25 protein-coding genes are annotated in these 23998 nt (G+C 65.3%); 11 read left to right on the top strand and 14 right to left on the bottom strand.

Going from position 1 to position 23998, the window contains the following annotated elements; translation table 11 throughout:
• Positions 1-139: 139 nt before the first annotated feature.
• The 11 genes from IB234_RS02975 to IB234_RS02925 all read right to left on the bottom strand — a co-directional run bounded on the left by IB234_RS02975 (position 140) and on the right by IB234_RS02925 (position 14273).
• Complete coding sequence (locus IB234_RS02975; RefSeq protein WP_192313631.1) at positions 140-1102, bottom strand: FecR domain-containing protein; 963 nt, start codon at positions 1100-1102, stop codon at positions 140-142.
• Positions 1099-1596, bottom strand: a complete 498-nt coding sequence (locus IB234_RS02970; protein WP_192313628.1) for a sigma-70 family RNA polymerase sigma factor — start codon at positions 1594-1596, stop codon at positions 1099-1101. Before IB234_RS02970 ends, IB234_RS02975 begins: the two co-directional genes overlap by 4 nt.
• A 174-nt stretch (positions 1597-1770) precedes the next feature.
• Entirely contained in the window at positions 1771-4182 is a 2412-nt protein-coding gene (locus IB234_RS02965; protein WP_412547899.1) for a TonB-dependent siderophore receptor, read from the bottom strand.
• 285 nt (positions 4183-4467) lie between these two features.
• Complete coding sequence (locus IB234_RS02960) at positions 4468-5424, bottom strand: FecR domain-containing protein (protein WP_192313625.1); 957 nt, start codon at positions 5422-5424, stop codon at positions 4468-4470.
• On the bottom strand, positions 5421-5939 hold the full coding sequence (locus tag IB234_RS02955; RefSeq protein WP_192313622.1) for a sigma-70 family RNA polymerase sigma factor: 519 nt from the start codon (positions 5937-5939) through the stop codon (positions 5421-5423). The genes IB234_RS02960 and IB234_RS02955 overlap by 4 nt, the downstream gene beginning before the upstream one ends.
• Positions 5940-6160: 221 nt before the next feature.
• Positions 6161-8626: a TonB-dependent siderophore receptor gene (locus IB234_RS02950; RefSeq protein ID WP_192313618.1), complete on the bottom strand. Its 2466-nt coding sequence runs from the start codon at positions 8624-8626 to the stop codon at positions 6161-6163.
• 88 nt (positions 8627-8714) lie between these two features.
• The gene (locus IB234_RS02945; RefSeq protein ID WP_192313614.1) at positions 8715-9650 is read right to left on the bottom strand and encodes a FecR domain-containing protein; all 936 of its coding nucleotides are present in this window, start codon (positions 9648-9650) and stop codon (positions 8715-8717) included.
• Positions 9647-10171 (bottom strand): sigma-70 family RNA polymerase sigma factor, encoded by a 525-nt coding sequence (locus tag IB234_RS02940; protein WP_192313611.1) that lies wholly within the window; start codon positions 10169-10171, stop codon positions 9647-9649. The genes IB234_RS02945 and IB234_RS02940 overlap by 4 nt, the downstream gene beginning before the upstream one ends.
• 159 nt (positions 10172-10330) lie before the next feature.
• A complete protein-coding gene (locus IB234_RS02935; RefSeq protein WP_318651968.1) occupies positions 10331-12733 on the bottom strand; it encodes a TonB-dependent siderophore receptor in 2403 nt (800 codons plus the stop codon).
• Between the two features lie 95 nt (positions 12734-12828).
• A complete protein-coding gene (locus tag IB234_RS02930) occupies positions 12829-13776 on the bottom strand; it encodes a FecR domain-containing protein (protein WP_192313605.1) in 948 nt (315 codons plus the stop codon).
• On the bottom strand, positions 13773-14273 hold the full coding sequence (locus IB234_RS02925) for a sigma-70 family RNA polymerase sigma factor (RefSeq protein WP_318651967.1): 501 nt from the start codon (positions 14271-14273) through the stop codon (positions 13773-13775). The genes IB234_RS02930 and IB234_RS02925 overlap by 4 nt, the downstream gene beginning before the upstream one ends.
• 217 nt (positions 14274-14490) lie before the next feature.
• Here IB234_RS02925 and IB234_RS02920 point away from each other — a divergent pair, with 217 nt between their 5' ends.
• Together IB234_RS02920 and IB234_RS02915 are read left to right on the top strand one after the other, a co-directional pair.
• Positions 14491-14706, top strand: a complete 216-nt coding sequence (locus IB234_RS02920) for a dodecin (protein ID WP_192313599.1) — start codon at positions 14491-14493, stop codon at positions 14704-14706.
• 77 nt (positions 14707-14783) lie between these two features.
• Positions 14784-15008 (top strand): DUF1161 domain-containing protein, encoded by a 225-nt coding sequence (locus IB234_RS02915; protein WP_192313596.1) that lies wholly within the window; start codon positions 14784-14786, stop codon positions 15006-15008.
• Between the two features lie 48 nt (positions 15009-15056).
• Here the strand turns inward: IB234_RS02915 and IB234_RS02910 are convergent, their stop codons facing one another.
• Positions 15057-15971: a LysR family transcriptional regulator gene (locus tag IB234_RS02910; RefSeq protein ID WP_192313593.1), complete on the bottom strand. Its 915-nt coding sequence runs from the start codon at positions 15969-15971 to the stop codon at positions 15057-15059.
• 105 nt (positions 15972-16076) lie between these two features.
• Here IB234_RS02910 and IB234_RS02905 point away from each other — a divergent pair, with 105 nt between their 5' ends.
• From IB234_RS02905 to IB234_RS02890, 4 genes are all read left to right on the top strand, one after another.
• The gene (locus IB234_RS02905) at positions 16077-16934 is read left to right on the top strand and encodes an MBL fold metallo-hydrolase (protein WP_192313591.1); all 858 of its coding nucleotides are present in this window, start codon (positions 16077-16079) and stop codon (positions 16932-16934) included.
• Positions 16931-17623: a DsbA family protein gene (locus tag IB234_RS02900; RefSeq protein WP_192313588.1), complete on the top strand. Its 693-nt coding sequence runs from the start codon at positions 16931-16933 to the stop codon at positions 17621-17623. The genes IB234_RS02905 and IB234_RS02900 overlap by 4 nt, the downstream gene beginning before the upstream one ends.
• Before the next feature lie 60 nt (positions 17624-17683).
• Positions 17684-18682, top strand: a complete 999-nt coding sequence (locus IB234_RS02895; protein WP_192313585.1) for an LLM class flavin-dependent oxidoreductase — start codon at positions 17684-17686, stop codon at positions 18680-18682.
• A gap of 77 nt (positions 18683-18759) precedes the next feature.
• Complete coding sequence (locus IB234_RS02890; RefSeq protein WP_318651984.1) at positions 18760-19185, top strand: OsmC family protein; 426 nt, start codon at positions 18760-18762, stop codon at positions 19183-19185.
• 36 nt (positions 19186-19221) lie between these two features.
• On the opposite strand, the gene IB234_RS02885 is transcribed toward IB234_RS02890, so the two are convergent.
• Both IB234_RS02885 and IB234_RS02880 read right to left on the bottom strand, forming a co-directional pair.
• Positions 19222-19638 carry a hypothetical protein gene (locus tag IB234_RS02885; protein WP_192313579.1) on the bottom strand — a complete coding sequence of 139 codons (417 nt, stop codon included), beginning with the start codon at positions 19636-19638 and terminating at the stop codon, positions 19222-19224.
• Positions 19639-19679: 41 nt separating this feature from the next.
• Positions 19680-20093 (bottom strand): hypothetical protein, encoded by a 414-nt coding sequence (locus tag IB234_RS02880; RefSeq protein WP_192313577.1) that lies wholly within the window; start codon positions 20091-20093, stop codon positions 19680-19682.
• Positions 20094-20137: 44 nt separating this feature from the next.
• Here IB234_RS02880 and IB234_RS02875 point away from each other — a divergent pair, with 44 nt between their 5' ends.
• From IB234_RS02875 to IB234_RS02855, 5 genes are all read left to right on the top strand, one after another.
• Complete coding sequence (locus tag IB234_RS02875; protein ID WP_192313574.1) at positions 20138-21229, top strand: aminopeptidase; 1092 nt, start codon at positions 20138-20140, stop codon at positions 21227-21229.
• Positions 21226-21456, top strand: a complete 231-nt coding sequence (locus IB234_RS02870) for a DUF1161 domain-containing protein (RefSeq protein ID WP_192313571.1) — start codon at positions 21226-21228, stop codon at positions 21454-21456. Before IB234_RS02875 ends, IB234_RS02870 begins: the two co-directional genes overlap by 4 nt.
• 249 nt (positions 21457-21705) lie before the next feature.
• The gene (locus tag IB234_RS02865; protein ID WP_192313568.1) at positions 21706-21999 is read left to right on the top strand and encodes a hypothetical protein; all 294 of its coding nucleotides are present in this window, start codon (positions 21706-21708) and stop codon (positions 21997-21999) included.
• Positions 21996-23639: a PepSY-associated TM helix domain-containing protein gene (locus IB234_RS02860; RefSeq protein WP_192313565.1), complete on the top strand. Its 1644-nt coding sequence runs from the start codon at positions 21996-21998 to the stop codon at positions 23637-23639. The genes IB234_RS02865 and IB234_RS02860 overlap by 4 nt, the downstream gene beginning before the upstream one ends.
• A gap of 14 nt (positions 23640-23653) precedes the next feature.
• Positions 23654-23980, top strand: coding sequence for a DUF3325 domain-containing protein (locus tag IB234_RS02855; RefSeq protein WP_192315530.1), 327 nt, complete (start codon positions 23654-23656; stop codon positions 23978-23980).
• Positions 23981-23998: the final 18 nt, after the last annotated feature.

Here is a 23998-nt window from a genome sequence, read left to right as displayed (position 1 = left end):
GGTTCCCCCGATGTGGGTGGCCAAGCGGGCCACTGATGCAGCGAAAGCCGAACCAGGGGTGGGAAAAGTGCAAAGCATCGGAAAATTTTCTTCCGCATGGGCCGCTGAGCGGGCGGACAAGGTAGCGGCGGCGGATGATTCAGGCGCGCGGCACCAGGCTCACCCAGTAGCGCGTGCGGCGCACCACTCGGACCGGGAAGCCTCTTTCCAGAGCGTTCAGCGCACGGTCGGTGTCGTCCAGCGGGAACGCGCCGGAGACCTTCACTCCGGCGATGCTCGGGTCGCAGCGCAGCCAGCCGCCGCGGTAGCGCGCCAGCTCCTCTACTAGTTCGCCCAGCGGGCGATCGATGGCGATCAGGCTGCCGTGCTGCCAGGCAGCCACGCCGGCATCGCTGGCCTGGGGAGGCTGCACACCCGCGCGGGTAAAGCGGGCCTGCTGGCCGGCCTCCAGGCGCAACGCTGCGAGCATGCCGGGAGTCGTGACCTCGACGGCCTTCTCCAGCACCGCCACCGTGCTGCCATCCGCATCGAGACGCACGGTAAAGCGCGTGCCCAAAGCACGCACGCTGCCATGCTCGGTGATCACGCTGAAAGGGCGGCCGAGTGGGTCCGGCGCCGTCTCGACCAGTACCTCGCCGCCACGCAGGACCAGCAGGCGCTGGTGTCCATCGAAGACAGCATCCACGGCGCTGTCGGTGTTGAGCAGCAGCCGGCTGCCATCCGCCAGGGTGAAATTGCGCCGCTCTCCAACCGGCGTACGGAAATCGGCCGACAGGCGTCTACCCGCCTCGCTGCGCCACCCCAGACCCGCGATGCCACTGGCAGAGGCCAGCAATGCGATGCCCAGCAATACACGCCGACGCGACTGGCCGGCGGCGGCCAGCGTACTGGCCGCCAGTTGCCCCGGCACCAACCCCATCTGTCGGCGAACCGACTCGATACGCTGCCAGGCCGCGTGATGCGTGGGGTCGGCCTCCAGCCAGCGCTGCCAGGCCAAGCGCTCGCCTTCACCAGCGCTTTCTGCTGTCAGCCGTGCGTACCACTGTGCCGCGCAGCGGATCGCCTCGCGCTCGGCCGTACTGATCTGCTGTTCCTGGCTCATGGCATTTCGGCCAGCATCAGGCAGCAGTGCTCCATCGCCTTGGCCATATGGTTGTTCACCGTGCGCAGGGAAATGCCGAGCCGCTGGGCGATCTGCGCGTAGCTCAGCCCTTCGAGCTGAGACAGGATGAATGTCTGCTTCACCCTCGCGCCCAGGCCGTCGAGCATGCGCTCGATCTGCAGCAACGCCTCGAGCATCAGCGCCTGTTCTTCCAGCGAGGGCTGGACCGCCTCGGGCAGGCTGGCCAGCACGTCGAGGTAGGCCTTCTCCAGCGAACGGCGCCGGTAGAGGTCGATGACCAACCCGCGGGCAATGGTCGTCAGGTAGTGGCGCGGCTCGCGGAGGTTGGCCGCGCTGCGGGCCAGCAGCACGCGAACGAAGGTGTCCTGCGCCAGGTCGGCGGCATCGGCGGAGTTGCTCAGGCGCTGGCGCAGCCAGTCACGCAACCAGCCATGGTGCGCGCGATACAACGCATCGAGAGCGTCGGAGGACATGCTCGCATCTACCTCTGAATCGAGTGCAAATAAGAATTTGTCGCAATTCTACGAGATAGACGAGGGATTGGGGAATGTCTTGTGCCGCATGGCTGCGGTGGCCAGACGCAACCATCGGAAAACGCCTGGCCACTGCCGAGAAGCAGGCCTGTAAGCCTGCATGATCGAGAGCGGTTAGAAGTCGCCGCGCAGCGTCAGCATGTAGCTGCGTGGAGCGCCATAGGTAGTGCCTCGGGTCCAGTAGCCGGTGGAGTCGAAGTACTTGCGATCCAGCAGGTTCTCGATATCCACAGCCACGGTCCAGTTCTGGTCGACCTTGTAGGCGGCGCGGGCGTCGAAGAGCGCGCGGCCGCTGTTGCTCACGCCGTTGTAGGCATCATCGTAATGGGACTGTGCCGACACGCCGCCACCGATGCTGACACGGTTCCATTCACCCGGCAGGGTGTAGTTGGTGTTGAGGCGCAGCATGTGCTTAGGTGTTTGCGCGGAAATAGGCTCGCCACTCTCCGCACGTGTGGTGTTGAAGGTGTAACCGGCCGCGACCTGCAGGCCCGGCAGCACTTCGCCGCTGGCCTCCGCCTCGAAGCCCTTGCTGCGGTTGATGCCATTGCTGTTGACGAAGCACAGGGCCGCCACGTCCTGCGGGCATTTTCCGTCATTGGCGTAGTCACGGGCGGCCACGTCTTCCTGCTCGATGTAGAACACTGCGAAAGATACGTTCAGGCGCTTGTCGAACAGCTCGCCCTTGATACCGGTTTCGTAGTTCGAGCCGATGGCCGGATCCAGCGTGCCGCCGCCGACGCTGCGGTAGTTGGCCTGGGGCATGAAGATGTCGGCATAGCTGGCGTACAGGGACCAGGCATCGTCGAGATCGTAGATGGCGCCGACGAAGGGCGTGAACTCGTGCTTCTGCTCATTGATGGTGACTTGCGAACCACTCCAGGCCTCGGTCTTGTACCAGCTCAGGCGCCCACCGAGGACCAGGCTCAGGTCTTCGCTCATGTGCAGGCGGGTGTTGAGGTAGGTACCGTACCGGGTGTCGCGGGTGTCTTCCTTGTAGTCCCAGCTCGGCCGAACGGGCTCGGGGAACAGATGATGGTTCGGGTCGAACACATTGAGTGGCAGAGGGCTGTCCAGCCTGACCGTGGCATCCTTGTCGTTCATGTCACGCCTGGACCAGCTGGCCCCCAGCGTTACCTGGTGGGTCAGGCCGAACGCCTCGAAATCGCCATCCAGATGGCCGTCGACAGCGTTGGAGGTGACATCGAACTTGTGAAAACTGGTTCCGGTGATCACCGGACCGGTCGGGCTGCCGTACTCCAGCGTGTCCTCCGCAGTCCACTCGATGGCACTGCGGTTGAAGCTGCTTTCGGAATGGGACAGCGCCACCTTGCCGCTCCAGTTGTCATTGAAGCGGTGGTTCAGATCGGCGAACACCTCGTCGGTGCGGGTCTGCAACTTGGCCCAGTCCTGGCCCAGGAAGGTCGAGCGCTGGAGATGCGGGTTGCTGCCATCGGGGTTGTTGGGCAGGCCCAGCACACTGTAGCCATCAACGCGCGAGGTCTGCCTGCGCAGACCCACGGCGACCGTAGTGTCGTCACTCAGGTCGCCCTCGACGATACCGTACAGCAGGGGTCGCTTGGACTCGGTGACATCAATGAAGGAGCCGCGGTCCTCGTAGGAGGCGACCATGCGACCGCGCAGCGTGCCTTCGGCATTGAGCCGGCCACTGGCATCCAGGTCCAGACGATAGTTGTCCCAGGAACCTGCACGGGTGGTGATGGACAGGCGAGGGTCGAATGTCGGCCGCTTGCGCACCAGATTCACCGCCCCGCCTGGGCCGCCCGCACCCACCAGCAGCCCGCTGGCACCGCGTAGTACCTCGACGCGGTCGAACACCGCCATGTCCGGAATCATCCAGCCGGTGTAGGCGTAGGCCTGCCCGGCCACACCATCGACCATGTAGCTGTCGTCGGTCAGGTCGAAGCCGCGGGAACTGAAGTGGTGGTTGCCATAGCCGCGGTTGGCGCGCGTGATGCCAGGTGTCTGGGCCATCACCTGGTCCAGGGAGACAAGGTTTTTGTCGTCCATCAGCTTGCGGGTGACTACGGTGACCGACTGCGGAGTTTCCCGCAGCGACTGCGCACGCTTGCCGATAGTGACGGCACCCGTTGTATAGGAGCCGGTTCCCTCGGTAGTGGTGCCCAACTGGCTAGCGTTGATGGCCGTGGCGCCGAGCTCCACCGCGCTGCCATCCCCCACGGGTTGCAGCGCGTAGTTGCCACCGGCGTTTATCGCCCGCAGTCCGGTGCCGGCCAGCAGGCGAGCCAGGCCTTCATCCACGGAATAGTTGCCGCTTAGCCCTGGACTGCGCTTGCCAGCGGTGAGCTGTGCATCGGTCGAGAAGAGAATGCCGGCCTCGCTGGCGAAGCGGTTCAGCACCTGGTCGAGATTGCCGGCAGGGATGGCGTAGCTGCGAGTCTGTTGGCTGGCACTGCTCTCAGCCTGTGCCATGGGCACGGCGAGCAGCAATGGGCCACCGGCCAGCAGGCCGGCGAACAGGGCATGGCGAACCGCGAGGCTCATTCGGGAGCGGGTCGGAGCGGGCAGATGCGGCATTCTGGGTGATCCTCTTGAGAATGCTTCTTTGTTGAGTTCAAGAGGTATCCCGAACGAGGCTGTAAAACCGACAAGAGACGGTCGAATTATTTTTTCCGAATCCTGATCAGGGCAGCCGAGGCCGCAATGTGGGCGCTTCTTGAGCGGCGATTGGTGACTGAAGCCACTCCCACAGACGTAGGAGGAAAACTCGCGCCGCGATCTTCCACCGGTCGATCATGGGGCAGTGGTGGAAAGGCTGCGCCGTATTCCCTACACCGGACCGACGGTGACCCAGTAGCGCGTCAGACGGCTGACCTTGATTGGCAGCGACTGTTGCAGCGCCAGCAGCACCCGGTCGGTATCGGCCAGAGGGAATACACCGGTCAAGGGCACCCCCGCGACGGCGGGATCGCAGCGGAGCATGCCCGGGCGATGGCGCGACAGCTCGGCGATGAACAGGCCCAGCGGCATGCGCTCGGCAATCAGGCGGCCCTCGTTCCAGGCGATGGTATTGATGTCGGCCGGGGCGACCTCACCCAAGGCGCCAGCGGAGAACCAGCGGCTCTGCCCGCTCGCCAGCCGTACCATCGCCGCATGATGCGGGCGCAGCTCCAGCTCGCCCTCGAACAGCTCCACATGGCTGCCACCATTACGCTGATACACGGAGAAGCGCGTGCCCAGCGCCTGGATCTCTCCCGCAGGGGTTTCCACGATCAGGGGGCGCTGCGCCGGGTCATGGCCGCTGTCGAGCAGCAGCTCTCCCTCGAACAGGCGAATGCGCCGCTCGCTGGCGCTGAAGCGGATATCCACTGCGCTGCCACTGTTCAGGCTCAACTGGCTGCCGTCGTCCAGAGTGCGTTGCAGACGCTCGCCGGTCCCGCTGCGCAGATCGGCCATAGCCTCACGCCAGGGCAACTGCGAATGGGCGACGAAACTGCTGCCGCCAGCCACCATCAACACGCCGAGCAGCTTGAGCGCCTGGCGCCGACGCGCATCAGGCATCTCGCGCAGGACCGCCCGTGCGGTATCGGCCGGCACACCGGTGAGGGTGCCCTGCAGGCGTTCGAGACGCTGCCAGGCCCGACCATGTTCGGGATCGGCCATGCGCCACTCGCGAAAACGACGCTGCTGTTCGTCATCCAGCTCGCCCCCCCACTGCAGCATCAGCCAGTGGCTGGCCTGTTCGACAATGGCAGGGGCGATGGGGGCGTCGCTGGCGGCTTTCATTCGGCGTAGAGAACCTGATAGCAGGCAGCGATCGCACGCAGCATGTACTTCTGTACCGAGCTGACGCTGACCTGCAGGCGTTCGGCGATCTGCGGATAGGTCAGCCCTTCGAACTGCGACAGCAGGAAGGCTTCACGCACCTTGGTCGGCATGTCATCGAGCATGGCGTCGATCTGCATCAGGGTTTCAATGACCATGGCTCGCGTCTCCAGCGACGGGGTTTCCGGCTCCGGCAGGGCGGATAGACTCTCCAGGTAGGCCTGTTCGATCCGCTGGCGGCGCCATTGATCGACGATCAGGTTGCGCGCGATCTGCGCCAGGTAGCGGCGTCCCTCGCCGAGCTCTGGCATCCGGCGGGTCACCATCAGGCGCAGGAAGGTGTCCTGGGCAACATCCGCGGCCCGCTCGCGATCACCCAGCCGCCGGCGCAACCAGCCACTCAGCCAGCCATGGTGGTCGCGATAGAGACCGTGCAGTTCGTCATGCAGCGATGCGGAGGGCGGAGCAGTGGACACCCGGTTCTCCCAGACTCACAAGTTGCGGATAAGAATTGATCGCAATTGTAAGCAGGCGAGAGCGCTTTGGGAACAGCAGCAGCCACGATGAAAGCGCACGCGCCCATGCCCACGGCCAAGCGGCTGATCTGGATATTGGTCAGTGCGCGGGGCGCCAGCAGAGCCGTGCCAGGAGGGGAGGCCAGGCGCATTCCAAGAGAAATGCGCCTGGGGCAGGGCGATCAGAAGTCGCCGCGCAGGGTCAGCATGTAGCTGCGTGGGGCGCCGAACAGGTTGACCCGATCCGTGCCATCGGCAGCCACGTAGTACTTGCGGTCGAGCAGGTTTTCCCCGGTCACGCTGACCAGCCAGTGCTGATCGAGCTTCCATGCCACGCGGGCATCCCAGATGGCACGGCCTGCCGCGCCGTATTTGTAGCCGTCCCAGGTTTCGTTCTCATAACGCGACTGCGCGGACACCCCGGCACCGACCGTCAGGCGGTTCCAGTCGCCCGGCAGCGTGTAGCTGGTCGATACCCGCGCCAGGTGCTTGGGCGTTTCACTGGCCACCGGGCCGCCGTTGCTGCTGCGGGTCATGTTATAGGTGTAGCCGGCCAACACCTGCAGGCCCGGCAGCACTTCGCCGCTGGCTTCCAGATCAATGCCCTTGCTGCGTTGGATGGTGCCGTTGATGTAGCAGGTTCCCCATTCGTCGTTGCTCATGCACTGGCCACCGTTGGCGGTGTCCTCCACCATCACGTCTTCCTGCTTCACGTAGAACAGCGCGGCGGACAGGTTCAGGCGCTTGTCGAACAGCTCGCCCTTGATGCCGGTTTCGTAGTTGACGCCGACCGCCGGCTCGAGCCCCGCGCCGCTGACGTCGCGATATCGGCTCTGCGGCTGGAAGATGTCGGCGTAGCTGGCGTACCAGGACCAGTTCTGGTCGATGTCGTAGACCAGTCCGGCGAACGGCGTCACCTGGCCACTTTCCTTGGTGACGTAGTCCATGCCCTCCATCTGGTAGTCGAAGTCATAGTCGAACCAGCTGACCCGCGCGCCCAGGATCAGGCTCAGCGGCTCGGACAGGTGCAGGCGGCTGTTGGCATAGAAGCCATAGCGCTCGTCCACCAGATCGGTGATCGAGGTCCAGGCCGGCTTTGCCGGCCTGGGGAAGGCGTGGTGGTCGACATCGAACACATTGACCGGAATCCGGTCAGCCCCCGCGAAGAAGATGTCCGCCATCTTGTCCTTCACGTTCTGCTGCGACCAGTTGGCACCCACGGTGACCTGGTGATTCAAGCCGAAGGCCTCGAAGGTGCCGTCGAGGTGACTGTCCACGCTCTTGCTGGTCACGTCGAGCTCGCGGAACTGCACGCCACGGAAGGTAGAGCCGGTCTGGGTCACGGGGTCGATCGCGCCACGGGCGTAGGCCAGGTCCTGTTCGAAGCCACCGTCGGAATAGGTGAAGGAGGTGGTGCTGGTCCAGTTGTCGTTGAAGCGGTGGTCGAGCTCGACAAAGGCTTCGTTCATCTGTGTTTCATGACGGTTCCAGTCCTGCACCAGGGCGGTGGAGCGGGAGATGTCGAGGGACTGGCCATTGCTGTAGCGCGGCAGGCCGAAGATCGAATAGCCGTCGATCCGGCCGGTCTGGCGGCGCAGGCTCAGGGTCATGGTGGTGTCTTCACCGAGGTCACCTTCGACAATGCCGTAGAGCAGCGGCGTCTTCGACTGCTTCTCGTCGAGGTAGGAGCCCTTGTCCTCATAAGCGGCGACGAAGCGACCACGCAGGGTGCCGGCATCGTTGAGCCTGCTGCTGCCGTCGAGATCAAGCCGGTAGTTGTCCCAGGAGCCGGCACGGGTGCTGACCGAGAACTTCGGCTCGGCAGTGGGGCGTTTGCGCACTAGGTTGACGGCGCCACCCGGATCGCCGGCGCCGACCAACAGGCCCGCGGCACCACGCAGCACTTCAACGCGGTCGTAGATGGCCATATCCGGCGGTAGCCAGCCCGTGACCGTATAGGCCTGACCGGGCACGCCATCCATCAGGTAGCTTTCCTCGCCGAGCACAAAACCGCGCGACTGGAATACGTGGGCGCCGTAGTTGCGCTGGCTGAAGGTGATGCCCGGAGTCTGGGCCATTACCTGCTCCAGGCTGGTCAGGTTCTTGTCGTCCATCACCTGGCGGGTCATCACGGTGACCGATTGCGGCGTCTCGCGAATGGATTGCGCGGTCTTGCCAATGGTCACGGCGCCGGTGGTATAGGACCCGGAGCCCTCGGTGGTGGTGCCGAGGCCGACGGCGTTGACGCTGGTGGCACCCAGCACCACCGCATCCTCGCCGTCCGATTGTGGGATGAGCGTGTAGTCCCCCGAGCCGCTAAGGACGATCTGCAAACCACTGCCGGCCAGGAGGCGGGCGAAACCCTGTTCGACGCTGTAGCGGCCCTGCAGGCCCTGGCTCTGCTTACCGGCCGTCAGCGCCGCGTCGAACGACAACACCACGCCCGACTCGCTGGCGAAGCGGCCGAGCACCGCGCCCAGCGGGCCGGCGGGGATGGCATAGCTCCTGACCGACGCTTCGGCCCTGGCCTGTCCCGCCTCCGATAGCAACGGCTGGACCAATCCTCCGTACAAGGTCAGGGTTGCGCCGAGGATGGCGGCGGCCAGTGGTTTCCGGGCGAAGGGTTGGCGAGTTGCGGTGCGCGGCATGGGGGGGCTCCTTCAAATGCCATGAGGCGGTTTGCAGGAGGGGTCGAGCGAACACCGGCAAATCGACAATCGAGAATGAAAAATATTTTCAGGCACGTCGTCCGACGCTGACCCAGAAGCGCGTCCGGGTGTCGATGCGCACCGGTAGCGCCCTGGCAATCGCCGCCAGCGCTCGGTCGGTATCGTCCAGCGGGTAAGCACCGGACACCCTCAGATGAGCGATGTCCTCCGCACACCGTATAAAGCCCGGGCGATAGCGCTGCAGCTCGGCAAGCACCCGGTCCAGTCGCCAGTCATCGATCACCAGGCGGCCGTTGCGCCACTCGGCCTGGTTGGGATCGGCCCGCTCCGGGGCGAACGGCCGGCCGCTGCCGAAGTTCAGGCGCATGCCGGCGTCCACCCGCACGGCGTTCGGCATGGGTTCAGCGCGCACCGCCACGGCGTGCTCCAGCACATTGAGCTCGGTATGTCCGTCGTACTGACGGACGCTGAAGCGCGTCCCCAGCGCCCGCATCTCGCCGAAGTCACTGCGCACGCTGAGCGGTCGCGGGTCCTTGGCGGTTTCCACCAGTATTTCCCCCGCGCGAAGCACGATGAGGCGCTGTGACTCGGTATAGCGGATGTCCACCGCACTGGCGGTATTCAGGGTCAGGAGCGTGCCATCCTCAAGGTTCAGGCTGCGCCGCTCGCCGACGCCCGTGCGTACATCCGCCAACCAGGCCGGCGAGTGGCGGTAGCCGCTCCAGGCCAGCCCGGAAGCCCCGACGCCCAGTACCAGACCCTTGAGCAACGTCCTGCGCGGCAGGCCCGCCTCGCCAACGGCTCGTCGGGCGAGCGGACCGGGAAGACCCTGCAGCTCGGCCTGCAGATGTTCCAGGCGCTGCCAGGCCCATCGATTCAGATCGCTGCCCTGGTGCCAACTCTGCCATTGCTGCCGCGTGGTCTGGCACTCGGGCGCAGCGCCCAGGTGCGCATGCCATTGCGCGGCGTCGCGCAGGGCCAGGCGCTGGTCGGCCAGGCTCATGCCTCGGCATCCAGCGCAAACAACAGGCACTGTTCCGTGGCCCTGGCCATGTACTTGGTCACCGAGCTAATCGATACACCCAGCCGCTGGGCGATCTCGGCGTAACTCAGTCCATCGAGCTGGGCGAGGAGGAATGTCTGGCGCACCCGGTAGCCGAGACCGTCGAGCATGGCGTCGAGCTGCAATAGCGTTTCCAGCATGAGCAGGCGTTCTTCGGGGGAGCACTCCTGCAGCTCGGGCTGCAGTGCCAAGGCCTCGAGGTAGGCATCCTCGACGCTGCGCCGACGCAGATGATCCACCATCACGCGCTTGGCGACGGTCGCGAGGAAGCTACGCGGCTCGCGCAGCGGCTGTGCGACCGTTCCGACGATCAGTCGCAGGAAGGTGTCCTGGGCGATATCCGCGGCACGCTCACGATCGCCCAGGCGCCTGCGCAGCCAGCCCTGCAGCCAACCGTTGTGCTCACGGTAGAGGCTGTCCAGGTTCGCGTCGGGGGGTGTTTCGGGCAGCACAGCGGCCATCCCGTCTCCATCGAATATGTTGCGAATAAGAATTCATCGCAATTCTATTCGGCGAACAGGCGATTGGGAATGGCTTGCGCAGGAAATAGCAGATTGATGGCGACAAGTGCCAGCCGAGCAACGGAGATCCCCGCGGCGGGTGCCGCGGGGATCTCCCGGCTACCAGTTGTAGGAGACATCCGCCGTCAGGGTGCGCTCCGCACCGACCCGGCAGGCCGCGGCCAGGAAACAGCCGGCGACGTAGTACTTGTCGGTGAGGTTCTTCACGTTGAGCGCCGCGGAGAGGCCTTCCAGCGAGGGATCGGCATGACCGAAATCGTAGCGAATCATCGCATCGAAGATGGTGTAGCTCGGTACCTTAAAGGTGTTCTGCGCATCGCCGAAGGTATCGCCGGTGTATCGGGCGCCCATCCCGAGACCGAGTCCGGCCAGCGGGCCCGACTGCAGGGTATAGTCCGCCCACAGGGCTGCCAGGTGTTCCGGTACCCGAACCGGTACCTTGCCCTTGTTACTGACGCCGGCCGCATTCGGGTTGTCCTTGGTCACCTCCACGTCGTTGACCGTGTAGGAGGCGATCACATTGAGCCCCTCCAGCGGCTTGAGCACACCTTCGAGCTCGATCCCGCGCGAGGTGACCTCACCCTCCTGCACACTGAATCCGGGGTGCGCGGTGTCGGTGGTCAGGACGTTCTGCCGGCGTAGATCGAACGCGGCCAGGGTGACGTAGTTGTCCGAGCCGGTTGGTTGGTACTTCACGCCTGCTTCGTATTGCTTGGCGGTTTCCGGCTCGAACTGCGTGCCAGCGTGGTCATTGCCACTGGTCGGGGTGAAGGATTCGGCATAGCTGACATACGGGAAAAGGCCGAAGTCGAACAGGTATCCGAGGCCGACCCGACCGGTGAAGTCTTCGGCGTCGGTGCTCTGCAGGGTATCGAGGCGGCGGTTGTGCGTGTCGATGCTGGCCCAGTCATAGCGCCCGCCCAGCGAGGCGACCCAGTTGTCCAGCTTGATCTGGTCCTGCAGGTAGACCCCGAGCTGGCGGCTCTTCTCCGCCGTGCTCAGCAGGCCGGTGTACTGCGACGTATCGATGACCACTCCACGCACCGGCGCATAGACATTGATCGCCGGCGCATTACCGGTCTGGTTAAAAGAACTGCGTTCGCTGCGCTGGTAGTCCGTGCCCATGAGCAGAGTGTGGCTGAGCGCGCCGGTGTCGAATTTGCCCACCAGCTGGTTATCCAGCGCGTAGTTGTCGTTGTCGTAATCGCGCAGCTGGTAGTAGCGGTTGATGGTATTGCCACCGATCACGCCGCTGTTGCGATAGAGCTGGTGCGAGTAGCCGGTGAAATGGCTGTAGCGGAAGTTCTGTTTGAAGGTCCAGCTGTCGCTCAGCTCATGGGTCAGCTCGTAGCCGGCAGTGGTCTGCTCGGCCTTCTCGCCATCGAACCCCGGCTCGTTCAGCGAACGGCTGCGGGACAGCCGACCATTGGGGTTGGAGCCGTCGTAGACCGAGTAAGGCAGGTTGCTGGTGAACAGGTTCTTGTTGCGCTGATAGGAGGCCAGCAGGGTGAGCGAGGTGGCATCGCTCAGGTTCCAGGTCAGGCTGGGCGCAATGTAGACGCGGTCGTCCTTGATGTAGTCGACGGAGTTGTCGGCATCGCGGCCCAGTGCGACCAGGCGGTAGCTGAGGGCGCCCTGCTCATCCAGCACGTCGCCGATGTCGAGACTGAGCTGCTGGCGGTCATTGCTGCCGGTGGAATAGCCGACTTCGCGATGCGCCATGAAGGTGGGGCGCTTGGAGACGAAGTTGACCGTTCCGCCCGGCGAGCCCTGCCCGTAAAGCACGGACGAAGGGCCCTTGAGCACCTCGATACGCTCCATGCCATAGGGCTCGGGCGCGTAGTAACCGACGTTGTTGTTGCGCAGCCCGTCGGTATAGGCGTTGGTGTTTATCTGCTGAAACCCACGCACCATGATCGTGTTGTCGGTCGGGTTGTTGCCCGATACGTCCGAGCGCACGCCACCGGTATAGGCCAGGCTGTCGCCGACCGTCTGCACGCCTTGGGCCTTCATGCGGTCACGGGTGATGACCGATACCGACTGGGTGGTTTCCATCAGCGGCGTGTCGGTCTTGGTCGCGGTCGTGGCGCGTGAGGCCAGATAGCCACCAACCGGCCCCAGCGGGTCTTGCTGGGCCGCCCCGGTGATATGACTGGCGCCCAGCTCCAGCGCCCCATGATTCTCCCCCGCCGGTAGCACGCTGAAGTTGCCGCTATCGGTCAGCACCAGCTGCAACCCGCTGCCGGCCAATGCCTGCTGCATGGCCTGCTGGGCAGTCATCGTCCCGTGTACTGCCGGGGCCTGCTTGCCGCTGACCAGTTGCGGGTCGAGCGACACGATCCGGCCGCTCTGGCGGGCAATGGCATTGAGGGTCTCGCCCAGGTTGCCAGTCGGCAGGTCGAACAGCTGCATCTGCTGAACGGTCGATTCGGCATGGACCAGGGCAGCCGGCAGGCCGGAGGCCAGCGCGATGGCTAAGGCAAGGGGCCAGGGTTTGAGCACGTGGATTCTCCTGAATGTGTTGGCGTTGTCAGGAGAGAGGTGCAACGAGCTGAAAAAACCGGACATGAATGAGAAAAATTTTCACTCTCACCAGATCAGCGCGCTTCGATAAGGGTCAGCCACGGCCCGTAGCGCTCGACACGTATCGGCAACGTCTCCGCCAATGCGGCGAGGGTGCTCTCGCTGTCGTCCAGAGGAAACACGCCCTGCACGCGCAGCCCACGTACCTGCGGGCTGATACGGATGAACCCCGAGCGGTAGGGACGCAGGGCGTCGACCACCGTCGCCAGGGGCTCGTCCAGCACGCTGAGACGGCCCTCGACCCAGTCGGCCCGGTAGGCCTGGCCGGTCGGCAACGGCTCGATATGCTGCGCGTGCAGCAGTGCGGCCTGGCCTTGCACTATATCCAGCGTGGCGCCACCGGGAAGGGTGGCACGCACGGCGTGCTCCAGCACCACCACTCGGGTGGAGTCGGCCTGCTGCTCGACTAGGAAGCGCGTGCCGAGGGCGCGTATGTCGCCTTGTCCGCTACGCACCACGAAAGGCCGCGCAGGGTCTGGCGCTACCTGCACCACCAGCGCACCACGTCGCAGATGCAACAGGCGGCGGCCGGCGGAGAAATCGACATCCACGGCGCTGTCGGCGTTCAGGCTCAGCCGGCTGCCATCGTCCAGCGAAAGGCTGCGGCGCTCGCCGGTGCCGGTACGCAGATCGGCCATCAGCGCCTGGCCGCTATCGCTACGTGCGGCCAACCAGACACCACCGCCAAACAGGCCGAGCCCGGCCAACCCACGCAGCAGATCCCGACGCCCCAGCTCCGGTTGCAGCAGTGTATCCCGCAGCGTACCTGGGGCGCGGCGCACCACGTCGTAGTGCCCGCCCAAACCACGCTGCAGTTGCGCCCAGGCATCGGCGTTGGCCGGATCCTGACCCAGCCACTGCTCGAACAGGGTCTGCTGGCACGCATCTGCCCGCCCTGAGCGCAAGCGCACCATCCAGGCGATGGCCTGTTCGGCAGCGTCGCCTAGCCCGCTCCGGCTCATGGCTGCGCGCCACTCAGAAAGCACTGGCGCAGCGCCTGGCTCATGTAGCGTCCCACGGTCCGCTCGGAAACCCCCAGTCGACGGCCGATCTCGGCGTAGCTGAGCCCATCGAGCTGGCTGAGCAGAAACGCCTTCTTCACCGCCAGGGGCAACCCGGCCAGCGCCCGGTCGATGGCGGTCAGAGCCTCCAGCAACAGCAGGCGCTCCTCAGGCGAGGGCGCCAGTTCCTCCGGCAGCAAGGCGAGGCGCTCCAGATAGGCCTGCTCCAGACGACGGCGGCGGTGACGGTCGAAGATCAGCCGACGGGCGATGGTCGATAGATATGCCCGCGGCTGGTCGATGGTGGTGGGGTCCACTTGCGCGGCAAGCAGCTGGCAGAAGGTCTCGGCCGCAGTGTCCTCCGCGTCCGCACGGTTGCGCAGCAGGCGCTGCACATGCAGGAGCAACCAGCGGTGATGGTCACTGAAGAAGTATCCGAGCTTGTGGGTAGTGGACACGGGCGCACATGGCAAATGAGAATTTTTCGCATTTTATAGAGCTTACCACCCGCTCCGCAATCGCCCAGCTCGCACACGTGCTATGCGGCATCGCGATTGGCAGGCTGCGGAACTCCGGACCGGCATTCTCCGCGAGTGCAGCTAATCTGAACTTATTCCGCCAATGGCTGGCCACAACAGCGTCCAAGGCAACTTTCGTCATATCGAGGAAACCGTCATGTCCGATCACCACACCTACAAGCTGATCGATCTGGTCGGCTCATCCAAGACCAGCATCGAGGATGCCATCAACAACGCGCTGGCCGAGTGCGCCAAGTCCGTGCGCAACATGGACTGGTTCGAAGTCACCGAGACCCGCGGCCATATAGAAAACGGCCAGGTCGCACATTTTCAGGTCAGCATCCGGGTCGGCTTCCGCATCAGCGACAGCTAACCTGCATCCTGGCGTCCGGCACATCGTCAAAGATCCGGACGACCTGTAGAGAGTCCACCAACGAAGGAGCGTTACCCATGAAGCGAATGATGCTGGGCCTGGCCCTGTTCTCCCTCGCCGGCTCGGTCATGGCCGCCGGCAAACCTTGCGAAGAGCTGAAGGCGGAGATCGATGCCAAGCTCAAGGACAAGGGCGTTGCCGCCTACACCCTGGAGGTGGTCGACAAGGGAGGCGCCGGCGACAAGCAGGTCGTAGGCACCTGCGAGGCCGGCACCAAGGAGATCGCCTACCAGCGCGGCTGATCGTCGCCGCCATCAGGCCGGAGCCACCGCAAGGGGCTCCGGCCTTTTTCATGGTGCGCTGGATGCCTGGTCCCAGTGGGGATCTGCCTGCAGCCGTGCGACGAGGAAGTCGAGCAGGGCGCGCAGCGCAGGCAGCATCTGTCTGCGAGACCCGTACACGGCATGGATACCCAGCGCCTCGACCCGATACTCCGGCAGCAGCGACACCAGGCGCCCGTCACGCAACAGTGGCGCGACGGCATACAGCGGTTGGCGACCGATACCCGCGCCAGCCAGGCAGGCCTCCAGCAGCACGCTGGACTCGTTGGCGCTGAAATTGCCACTCACCGGAACCTCCACTGGCTCGCCCTCATGCTCGAACAGCCACAGGCTGCGGCCGAAGTAGGCGTAGGTCAGGCAGTTGTGGCGGCTTAGCTCGGCAGGCGCGAGCGGTGCCCCGTGTTTTTCCAGGTAGGCAGGCGTGGCGCAGATCACCGAATGGCAAGTGGCCAGGCGGCGTGCAATCAAATTGGGGTCCAGCTGATTGGTGATGCGCAGCGCCAGGTCGATACGCTCCTCCACCAGGTTCACCGCCTGGCTGCTGGCCTGCAGATCCACCGTCACCCCCGGATGGCGAGCGACGAACTCGGCCAGCGCCGGCGCCAGCCACGCACTGGCGAAGGACTGACTGCTGGCGATACGCAGGTTGCCGCTGGGGCCGGACTCGGCACGCCGGCCGCTGTCCTGCAGATCGTCGGCCAGGAACAGCATCTCCCGGCAGCGCGGCAGCAACTCGGCCCCCATGCCGGTCAGACTCAGCCGGCGCGTGGTGCGATGCAGCAGCCGCGCGCCCACCCAGGCCTCCAGCTCACCCAGGTAGCGCGAGACCATGGCCCGCGACATCTCCAGGCGCTCGGCCGCAGCGGTCTGGCTCCCGCTATCGACCACGGTAACGAAGACCCGGGCCGCAGTGATTCGATCCATGATTCGCTCGATTCATGCAACAGAGATGGGCAGATTAACCGGATTTTTGCATGCTTTCGAGCAACTAACATGCTTGCCATTCCCCTCTTCCTCCGTGAGGTCAGCATGTCTCTTCGTTCCCTGATCGGCGCCGCACTTCTCTTCGCCGGTGGCCTGGTCCACGCCGCCGGGCTGCAACTGCAGGTCTACAACCCTGGCGAAGCAGCCGTGTTCTCGGTCAGCTCCACCCTGATCAGCGGTGAGCATGATGCCCTGCTGGTCGATGCCCAGTTCTCCAGCAAGGAAGCCGCCGAGCTGGTGAAACGGGTCGAGGCGAGCGGCAAACGCCTGACCACCATCTACATCAGCCATGGTGACCCGGATTTCTACTTCGGCCTGCAGACGATCAAGCGCGCCTTCCCCGAGGCCCGCGTGGTTGCCACCGCCGCCACCGTCGAGCATATCCGCGCCACCCAGGTGGCCAAGCTGGCCTACTGGGGGCCGATCCTGAAGGAAGACGCCCCGAGCGAGGTGATCATTCCCGAGCCGCTGGACGGAGATCGTCTGAGTCTGGAAGGGCATGAGCTGCAGGTGGTCGGCCTGGACCCTGAGCGCACTGCCCTGTGGGTTCCTTCTATCAAGGCCGTGGTCGGCGGCGTTCTGGTGGAGGCCGGCGAGCATGTGTGGACGGCCGATACCCAGAGCGCCGAGGCACGGCGTACCTGGCTGGCAACGCTGGCACAGATCGAATCGCTGCACCCCGATGTGCTGGTGCCAGGTCATTACCTCGGCGAGGTGGCGCATGATCTCAGCGCCCTGCGCTTTACCCGTGATTACCTGATCGCCCTGGAAACCGAGTTGCCCAAAGCCGACAGCGCGGCAGCGCTGGTCGATGCCATGCAGCGCCGCTATCCGGGCCTGCCAGGCGAGTCCAGCCTGGAGCTGAGCGCCAAGGTGCTGAAGGGGGAAATGCAGTGGCCATGACAGACCTGCACTACCTTCATGACCCACTCTGCGGCTGGTGCTATGGCGCTGCGCCCTTGCTGGAGGCGGCGCGCGATGTGGCGGACCTGCGCATCGTCCTGCATGGCGGCGGGTTGTTCGTCGGTGCCAGCCGTCAGCAGCTCGGCGAGTCGCTACGACGGCATATCCTCGAGCATGACCAACGCATCGCCGCCCTCACCGGACAGCCGTTTGGCGAGGACTATCGCGAGAAGCTGTTGAACGACGCCACCGCGGTGCTCGACTCCGCTCCGCCGCTCGCCGCCGTACTCGCCGCCGATGCCCTCGCCGGACGCGGCCTCGATATGCTGCACACGTTGCAGGTCGCGCATTATCAGCAAGGACGGCACATCGCCCGGCATGAGGTGCTGCAAGGACTGGCGGAAGACCTGGGGCTACCGCCGGCCGGCTTCGCAGCCGAGCTGCAGCATCAGCTGACCACTCGCCTGGAGGCGCACATGGCCGACAGCCGTCAGTTGCTGGCCCGACTCGGCGGCAACGGCTACCCCACGCTGGCGCTGGAGCGTGATGGGCGTTTCGAGCGGGTCGAGATCGGTCGTTTCCTGGGACGGCCGGAGGCTTTCCGTCGCTGGCTCGGCGAGCGTGATCCGGACGCGGTTCATTCTGTGGGCGAGGTGTTCTGCGATCCTTCCGCACCGGGCAATTGCTGAACGGTCGCTTGCCTTTCGCCAGGGCGACCCCATAAAGCAGGGACGACCTGAGGAGGCCCCATGAGCAAGCTGTCCAACACGCCATTCTCCGTACTCGACCTGGCGCCGATGCGCGACGACGACATCGGCCCCGCCCCCGCCCTGCAACGATCCCTCGACCTGGCCAGGCACGTGGAAAAGCTGGGCTTCTCACGCATGTGGGTGGCCGAGCACCACAACATGGAGGGCATCGCCAGTTCCGCCACCGCCGTGCTGCTCGGCTACCTGGCGGCCAATACCGCCACCCTGCGCCTGGGTTCCGGCGGCATCATGCTGCCCAACCATGCCCCGCTGGTGGTGGCTGAACAGTTCGGCACCCTCGCCGCGCTTTACCCGAATCGCATCGAACTGGGCCTGGGTCGCGCCCCTGGTGCCGACCAGGCCACCGCGCGGGCTCTGCGCCGTGACCGCCTGGGCAGCGCCGAGGACTTCCCGCAGGACATCGAGGAGCTGGAAACCCTGCTCGGCCCACGCCAGCCCGGCCAGACGGTTGTGGCCGTACCGGGCGTCGACAGCAACGTGCCAATCTGGCTGCTCGGCTCCAGCCTGTTCAGCGCGCAGCTGGCCGCGCAGAAGGGCCTGCCCTATGCCTTCGCCTCGCACTTCGCGCCGCGCTACCTGCACCAGGCACTGCGCATCTACCGTGAGAACTTCCAGCCCTCGGCCGTGCTCGACAAGCCCTACGCTATGATCGGCGTGCCACTGATCGCCGCGCCCATGGACGAGGAAGCCGAATTCCTTGCCACCACCGCCTACCAGCGGGTGCTGGCGCTGATGCGTGGCCAGAGCCTGCTGCTGCGTCCGCCAGTGGAGAGCATGGCCGGCCGCTGGCAGCCCCACGAGCAACAGGCCGTGGGCGACTTCCTCGGCCTGGCGGTGATCGGCGGGCCGGAGAAGGTACGCGCGCGCCTGGACGTTCTGCTGGAGCAGACCGGGGCTGACGAGCTGATCTTCACCTGCGACCTGTATCAGCCCGAGCACCGCTTGCGCAGCTTCGACATCGTGGCTGGCCTGCGCTGAAAACCGGGCGAACTTTGCCGCCTTCGCGTTCCTCTCAACTGGGTACCCCATCCGCTTGAGAGGAGCACGACATGACCATCAAGAAAACAGCCTCGGCCCATTGGCAGGGCGGCATCAAGGACGGCAAGGGCCGTATCTCAACCCAGAGCGGCGCGCTGAAGGACAACCCCTACGGTTTCAATACCCGCTTCGAGGACCAGCCCGGCACCAACCCCGAGGAGCTGATCGGTGCAGCTCACGCCGGTTGCTTCTCCATGGCCCTGTCCAAGGAGCTGGGCGAGCGCGGGATGACCGCCGACAGCATCGATACCCAGGCGGAGGTCTCGCTGGAAAAGGACGGTAGCGGATTTCGCATCAGCGCCAGCCACCTGACACTCAAGGCCAAGGTGAAAGGCGCGGACCGCGAGGCGTTCGAGCAGGCCGTGGAAGCCGCCAAGACCGGCTGTCCGGTCTCCAGGCTGATGAACGCCGAGATTACCCTGCAGGCGACGCTGGAAAACTAGACCCTGCGCGCGCGCTATCTCCCTTCGCAGGCTGGCTTAGAACGTCCCGCAACGCAGTACCTTGGCACGGGCCACCAGGTTGCGCTGCTCATCGTAGAGCCAGCCCTGGGCCTTGAGCAGCTGCGGTCTGGCCTCCAGGCGATAGCGTTCGCCGGGGCCAAAGTGGTCGTAGCGAACCTGCAGGTAGCAGGTCACCTGGCGTGGCTCGCTGAGACTGCCAACCGCTCCGTGGCTGACCTCGAACTGATAGCGCACCTCGAGTTCGTGAGCACCTGGTGGAACCTGGAAAAAGCGCCCGTCGTCGAGGTGTCGGCCATCCAGTTTGTGTGCCATCAGCAGTTCGCTGCCGGAAGCCCAGAAGTCGACCCAGGCCTGATCCTTCGACGGTTCGGGGAGAGGGCTCGCACAGGCGCCAAGCGCGAGCAGGGTGAGCAGCAGCAGTGGCAGACGCATGGGCGTGTCCTCGGAGGATGACTGGCCCAGCATAACGCCGATCAGACCGCGCCGCAGCGACCCTCACGAGCTCTCGCCAGACTCTCGCCCCGCGCGTCCTGCAGCTGTACCCAGGGTCTGAACCCGCGGCTGCCGGCCTCAAGCCGATAGCGTTGACCGGCCGCGAAGTCACCGTAGTCCAGCGTCAGCAAACAGGTGCGAGGCAGCGTCTGTTCGGCGCCGACATTGGCCGCCTCTACCTCGAAGCTCATGCGCACCTGCAGCTCGTGGCGGCCCGGGGCAATCTGGAAGTAGCGATCGTCCTCCAAGTCCTGGCCATCAACCTGCACGGCCTCCAGTCGACCCTCCTCGTGTTTTGGAAGCTCGACCCAGGCCTTTTCGGGGTCGTGCCGGGGCATCAGCAGTGAGCAGCCGGAAAGCAGGACGGGGAGGGCAATGATAAGGGCGATACGCATGACAGGCTTCCTTGGCAGAGGGGCAATGCAATAGGCTCACGAACATGCCTATCGCCCTACTCGACCGCCCCAGCCGGTGCCTGGTTCCGCTACTGCTCGGCGCTCTGCTCAGCGGTTGCTCCAGCCTCGACTACTACAGCCAGATCGGCCGGGGCCAACTCGACCTGCTCGCAGCGCGCCGCCCGGTGGACGATCTGCTCGCCGATGCCAGCACCAGCGACGACCTCAAGCACCGACTGGCACTGGCCCAGCAGGCCCGGGACTTCGCCAGCGCCAGCCTGGCCCTGCCGAACAACCGCAGCTATCGCGTCTATGCCGACCTCGGTCGACCCTACGTGGTCTGGAACGTCTTCGCCACGCCCGAGCTGTCACTGGAACCGGTGACCCACTGTTTCCCCATCGCAGGCTGCGTGGCTTATCGGGGCTTCTACCAGCAGGGTCGCGCGCTCGGTGCCGCGGCGCTGCTGAAGGGGGAGGGAATGGACACCTACGTGGCCGGAATCGAGGCCTATTCGACGCTGGGCTGGTTCGATGATCCGATCCTCAACACCATGCTGCACTGGGACGACGAGCGCCTGGCCGCAGTCATCTTCCACGAACTGGCGCACCAGCAGCTGTACGTGGCCGGTGATACCGCGTTCAACGAGTCCTTCGCCAGCTTCGTCGAGCAGGAGGGCCTGCGCCAATGGCGTGCCACTCGCCACCTGGCACCCGCGCATCCGGCCGATGAGCTGCAGCGTCGCCAATTCACCGAGATGATCCTCGCCAGCCGCGCGCGCCTGCAGGCGCTCTACGAGAGCCCGGCCACGGAGGACACCAAGCGCGCCGGCAAGGCAGCGGAGTTCGAGCGGTTGCGGGCAGAGTACCGGAAACTGCGCGAGACTCACTGGAACGGCGACCGCCGATATGACGCCTGGATGGCGCAGCCGCTGAACAACGCGCGCCTGTTGCCGTTCGGCCTCTATGATCGCTGGGTGGACGCCTTTGCCACGCTGTTCCACGCAGCGGGCGGCGACTGGCCTACCTTCTACCGCCGGGCCGCCGCCCTCGGCGAGCTGGCGACGGATGAACGGGAGCAGGCCCTGGCGGCACTGGTCGAACAACGAAAGGACACCCCAAGGAGAGCGATGCAATGAAGCGCTGGTATGTGACCGTCACGGCCCTCGTCATGTGTGGCAATGCTCTTGCCGCGCCCAAGCCCTGCGAAGAGCTGAAGCGGGAGATCGAGGTGAAGATCCAGGCCGCCAAGGTCACCAGCTACACGCTGGAGATAGTGCCGGCGGCCGAAGTGCAGGACCCGAGCATGGTGGTCGGCAGCTGCGAAAGCGGCAGCCGCAAAATCATTTACCAGAGAAACGACTGAGGTTCCGCCTGCTCGCATGGCCTAGCTCGACGCCGCCGGATGGCTGCGAGCGGCAGCATGCAAACCCTGCGGCTGCATGGGCAGTGCGGACCCACCGAGCGGCGCTGACACAATCTGTTGCAGTTCACCGACAACCGGTATGCAGGTTTTGCCGCGCTCATCCGTCATGAACAGTGAGTGGCAGCTTTCGGTACATCCCACCCGTACCTCGCTTGCCGACCGATGTTCCCGCCAGCCAGTGATTACCCCATGAAACCTCTCGCTTCACCTCCAGGGACGGCGCTCGTCCTCCTATCGCGCGTCGCCGCCGCGATCCTAGGCGGCTACGCATTGACCTGTGCCAGCGTCATCTTCCTGGGCGCCATCCTGCCGCTGCCCAAGAGCCAGGCCATCCTCGCTTCGTCGCTGGCGAGCTTCGCGGTGTACACCGCGGTCATCGTCTGGGCGTTCGCCACCCCCAACCTGCGCCGCATCTGGCTGGTTCTGGGCGTGGCCTCGCTGGTGCTGACCGGTGCCGGCATGCTGATCGGAGGTGATGCATGAGCAAGGTCGATAGCGGAGCGGCCCAGGGCGGTCTGCGCCAGAGCATGGCCTGGTTGCACACCTGGGGTGGGCTGTGGGCCTGCTGGGTACTCTTCGTGATCTTCCTCACCGGCAGCCTGGGGGTGTTCGACGAGCCCATCACCCGCTGGATGAAGCCACACCTGCCGCAAGCCAGCGAAGCCACCGGCGATACCGGTCTGGATGACGGCTTCGACCGGCCACAGGCGGTACGCATGGGCCGCGCCTGGTTCGAGGAGAACCAGCCCGGCGCGCACTTCTGGGGCATCGGCCTGCCCTCGGACGAAGACCCGTCCATTCGCCTGTTCTGGATGGACCCGCAGGAGAACTTCCACAACACCAGTATCGACGCCACCACCGGCAAGCCGGTGGACAGCGCGCACGAGCGTGACAGCGAGGGCGGCCACCACTTCGTGCACATGCACTTCGAGTTCCATGGTGGCACCGCCGGCATCTGGTTCGTCGGCGCCTTCACCATGGCCATGCTGGTGGCGCTGGTCAGCGGCATCGTCATCCACAAGCGCATCTTCAAGGACTTCTTCACCTTCCGCCCGAGCAAGGGCCAGCGCAGTTGGCTGGACGCGCACAACGCGCTGTCGGTGCTGAGCCTGCCGTTCCAGCTGATGATCGCCTACACCGGCCTGGCGACCTTCTACGCGCTATACATGCCCGCCGGCGTCGCCGCGCACTACGACAACGAGGACGCCTACTTCGCCGACCTGCTGGCCCGCCCGGTGCCGCAGGAGATGACCGGCATCGCCGCACCGCTGGCCAAGCTGGACGACATGCTGCTCAGCGGCGAGCAGCAGCTGCAGCGGCCGGTGAGCTTCGTCAGCATCGAACATCCCAACGACAGCAGTTCCAGCGTGCGCCTGTTTGGCCGCTTCATCGAGAGGCCGGGCGAGTATCGCCTGCTCGGCGACGGTGGCGGTCAGGTGTTCTTCAACGGCGTGACCGGCGGGCAGACCGATATCCAGATGCCCGGCGAACTACGCGGTGGCTCGGCGCAGGATGTGCAGTCGGTGATGGCCAACCTGCACTTCGCCGCATTCGGTGGTCACCTGGTGCGCTGGCTGTATTTCTTCAGCGGCCTCGCCGGCGCGGCCATGCTGGCCACCGGCGCCCTGCTGTTCATGGTCAAGCGGCGCCAGCGCTCGCTCAACGAGTTCGGCGCCTCCACCCAGCGTGTGTATCGGGTGATCGAGGTGCTCAACATCGGCACTCTCACCGGGTTGTCCATCGCCTGCGTGGCCTTCTTCTGGGGCAACCGCCTGGTGCCGCTGAGCATCGCCGACCGGCCGGAGTGGGAGATCGCCGTATTCTTCGTCGTCTGGCTGCTGACCTTCGTCCACGCCGCCCTGCGCCCGACATCGCGCGCCTGGGTCGAGCAACTGCTGGCGCTGGCGGCGCTGTGCCTGCTGTTGCCGCTGCTCAACTGGCTGACCGTGGGTGACCAGCTGTTCGCCTACCTGCAACGCGGCGATGGCGAGCGCGCCGGTGTCGAGCTGGTTGCTCTGGGCTGTGGAGTCCTGTCGTTGTGGGGCGCGTGGCGCCTGACCCGACCGAAGGTGGCGCCGGCGCGCAGCCGCCAGCGGGCGGCCGTGGCGGAGGCGCAATCATGAGCCTGACGCTCGCCGTGATTCTCGCCGCCGCGCTCTGCTACGCGGGCATGGCCGGCCTGTGCCTGGCCATGGATCGCCACCACTCGCAAGTGTGGAAGACCAAGGCGCCCAACCGCCAGCGCCTGCTGCGGATTGCCGGCTGGCTGCTGCTGGCACTGGCCGCATGGCCATGCGTGCTGATCTGGGGAAGCGCCGTCGGCCCTGTCGTTTGGTGCGGCATGCTCAGCGTAGGCGCCTTCACCCTGGTCCTGCTGCTGCCCTATCGCCCTCGTACTGCCGTCCTGCTGGCCGCCATCGCGGCCGGCGCTGGCCTGCCGGTGTTGCTGCTGACCGCCGGCTGAGCCGGCACCCTCAAGGAT

It is taken from the genome of Pseudomonas sp. PDM16 (assembly GCF_014851865.1).
Lineage (GTDB): Bacteria > Pseudomonadota > Gammaproteobacteria > Pseudomonadales > Pseudomonadaceae > Aquipseudomonas.
The sequence above is the reverse complement of the archived record's forward strand: the minus strand, read 5'-3'. Positions and strand labels throughout refer to the sequence as shown.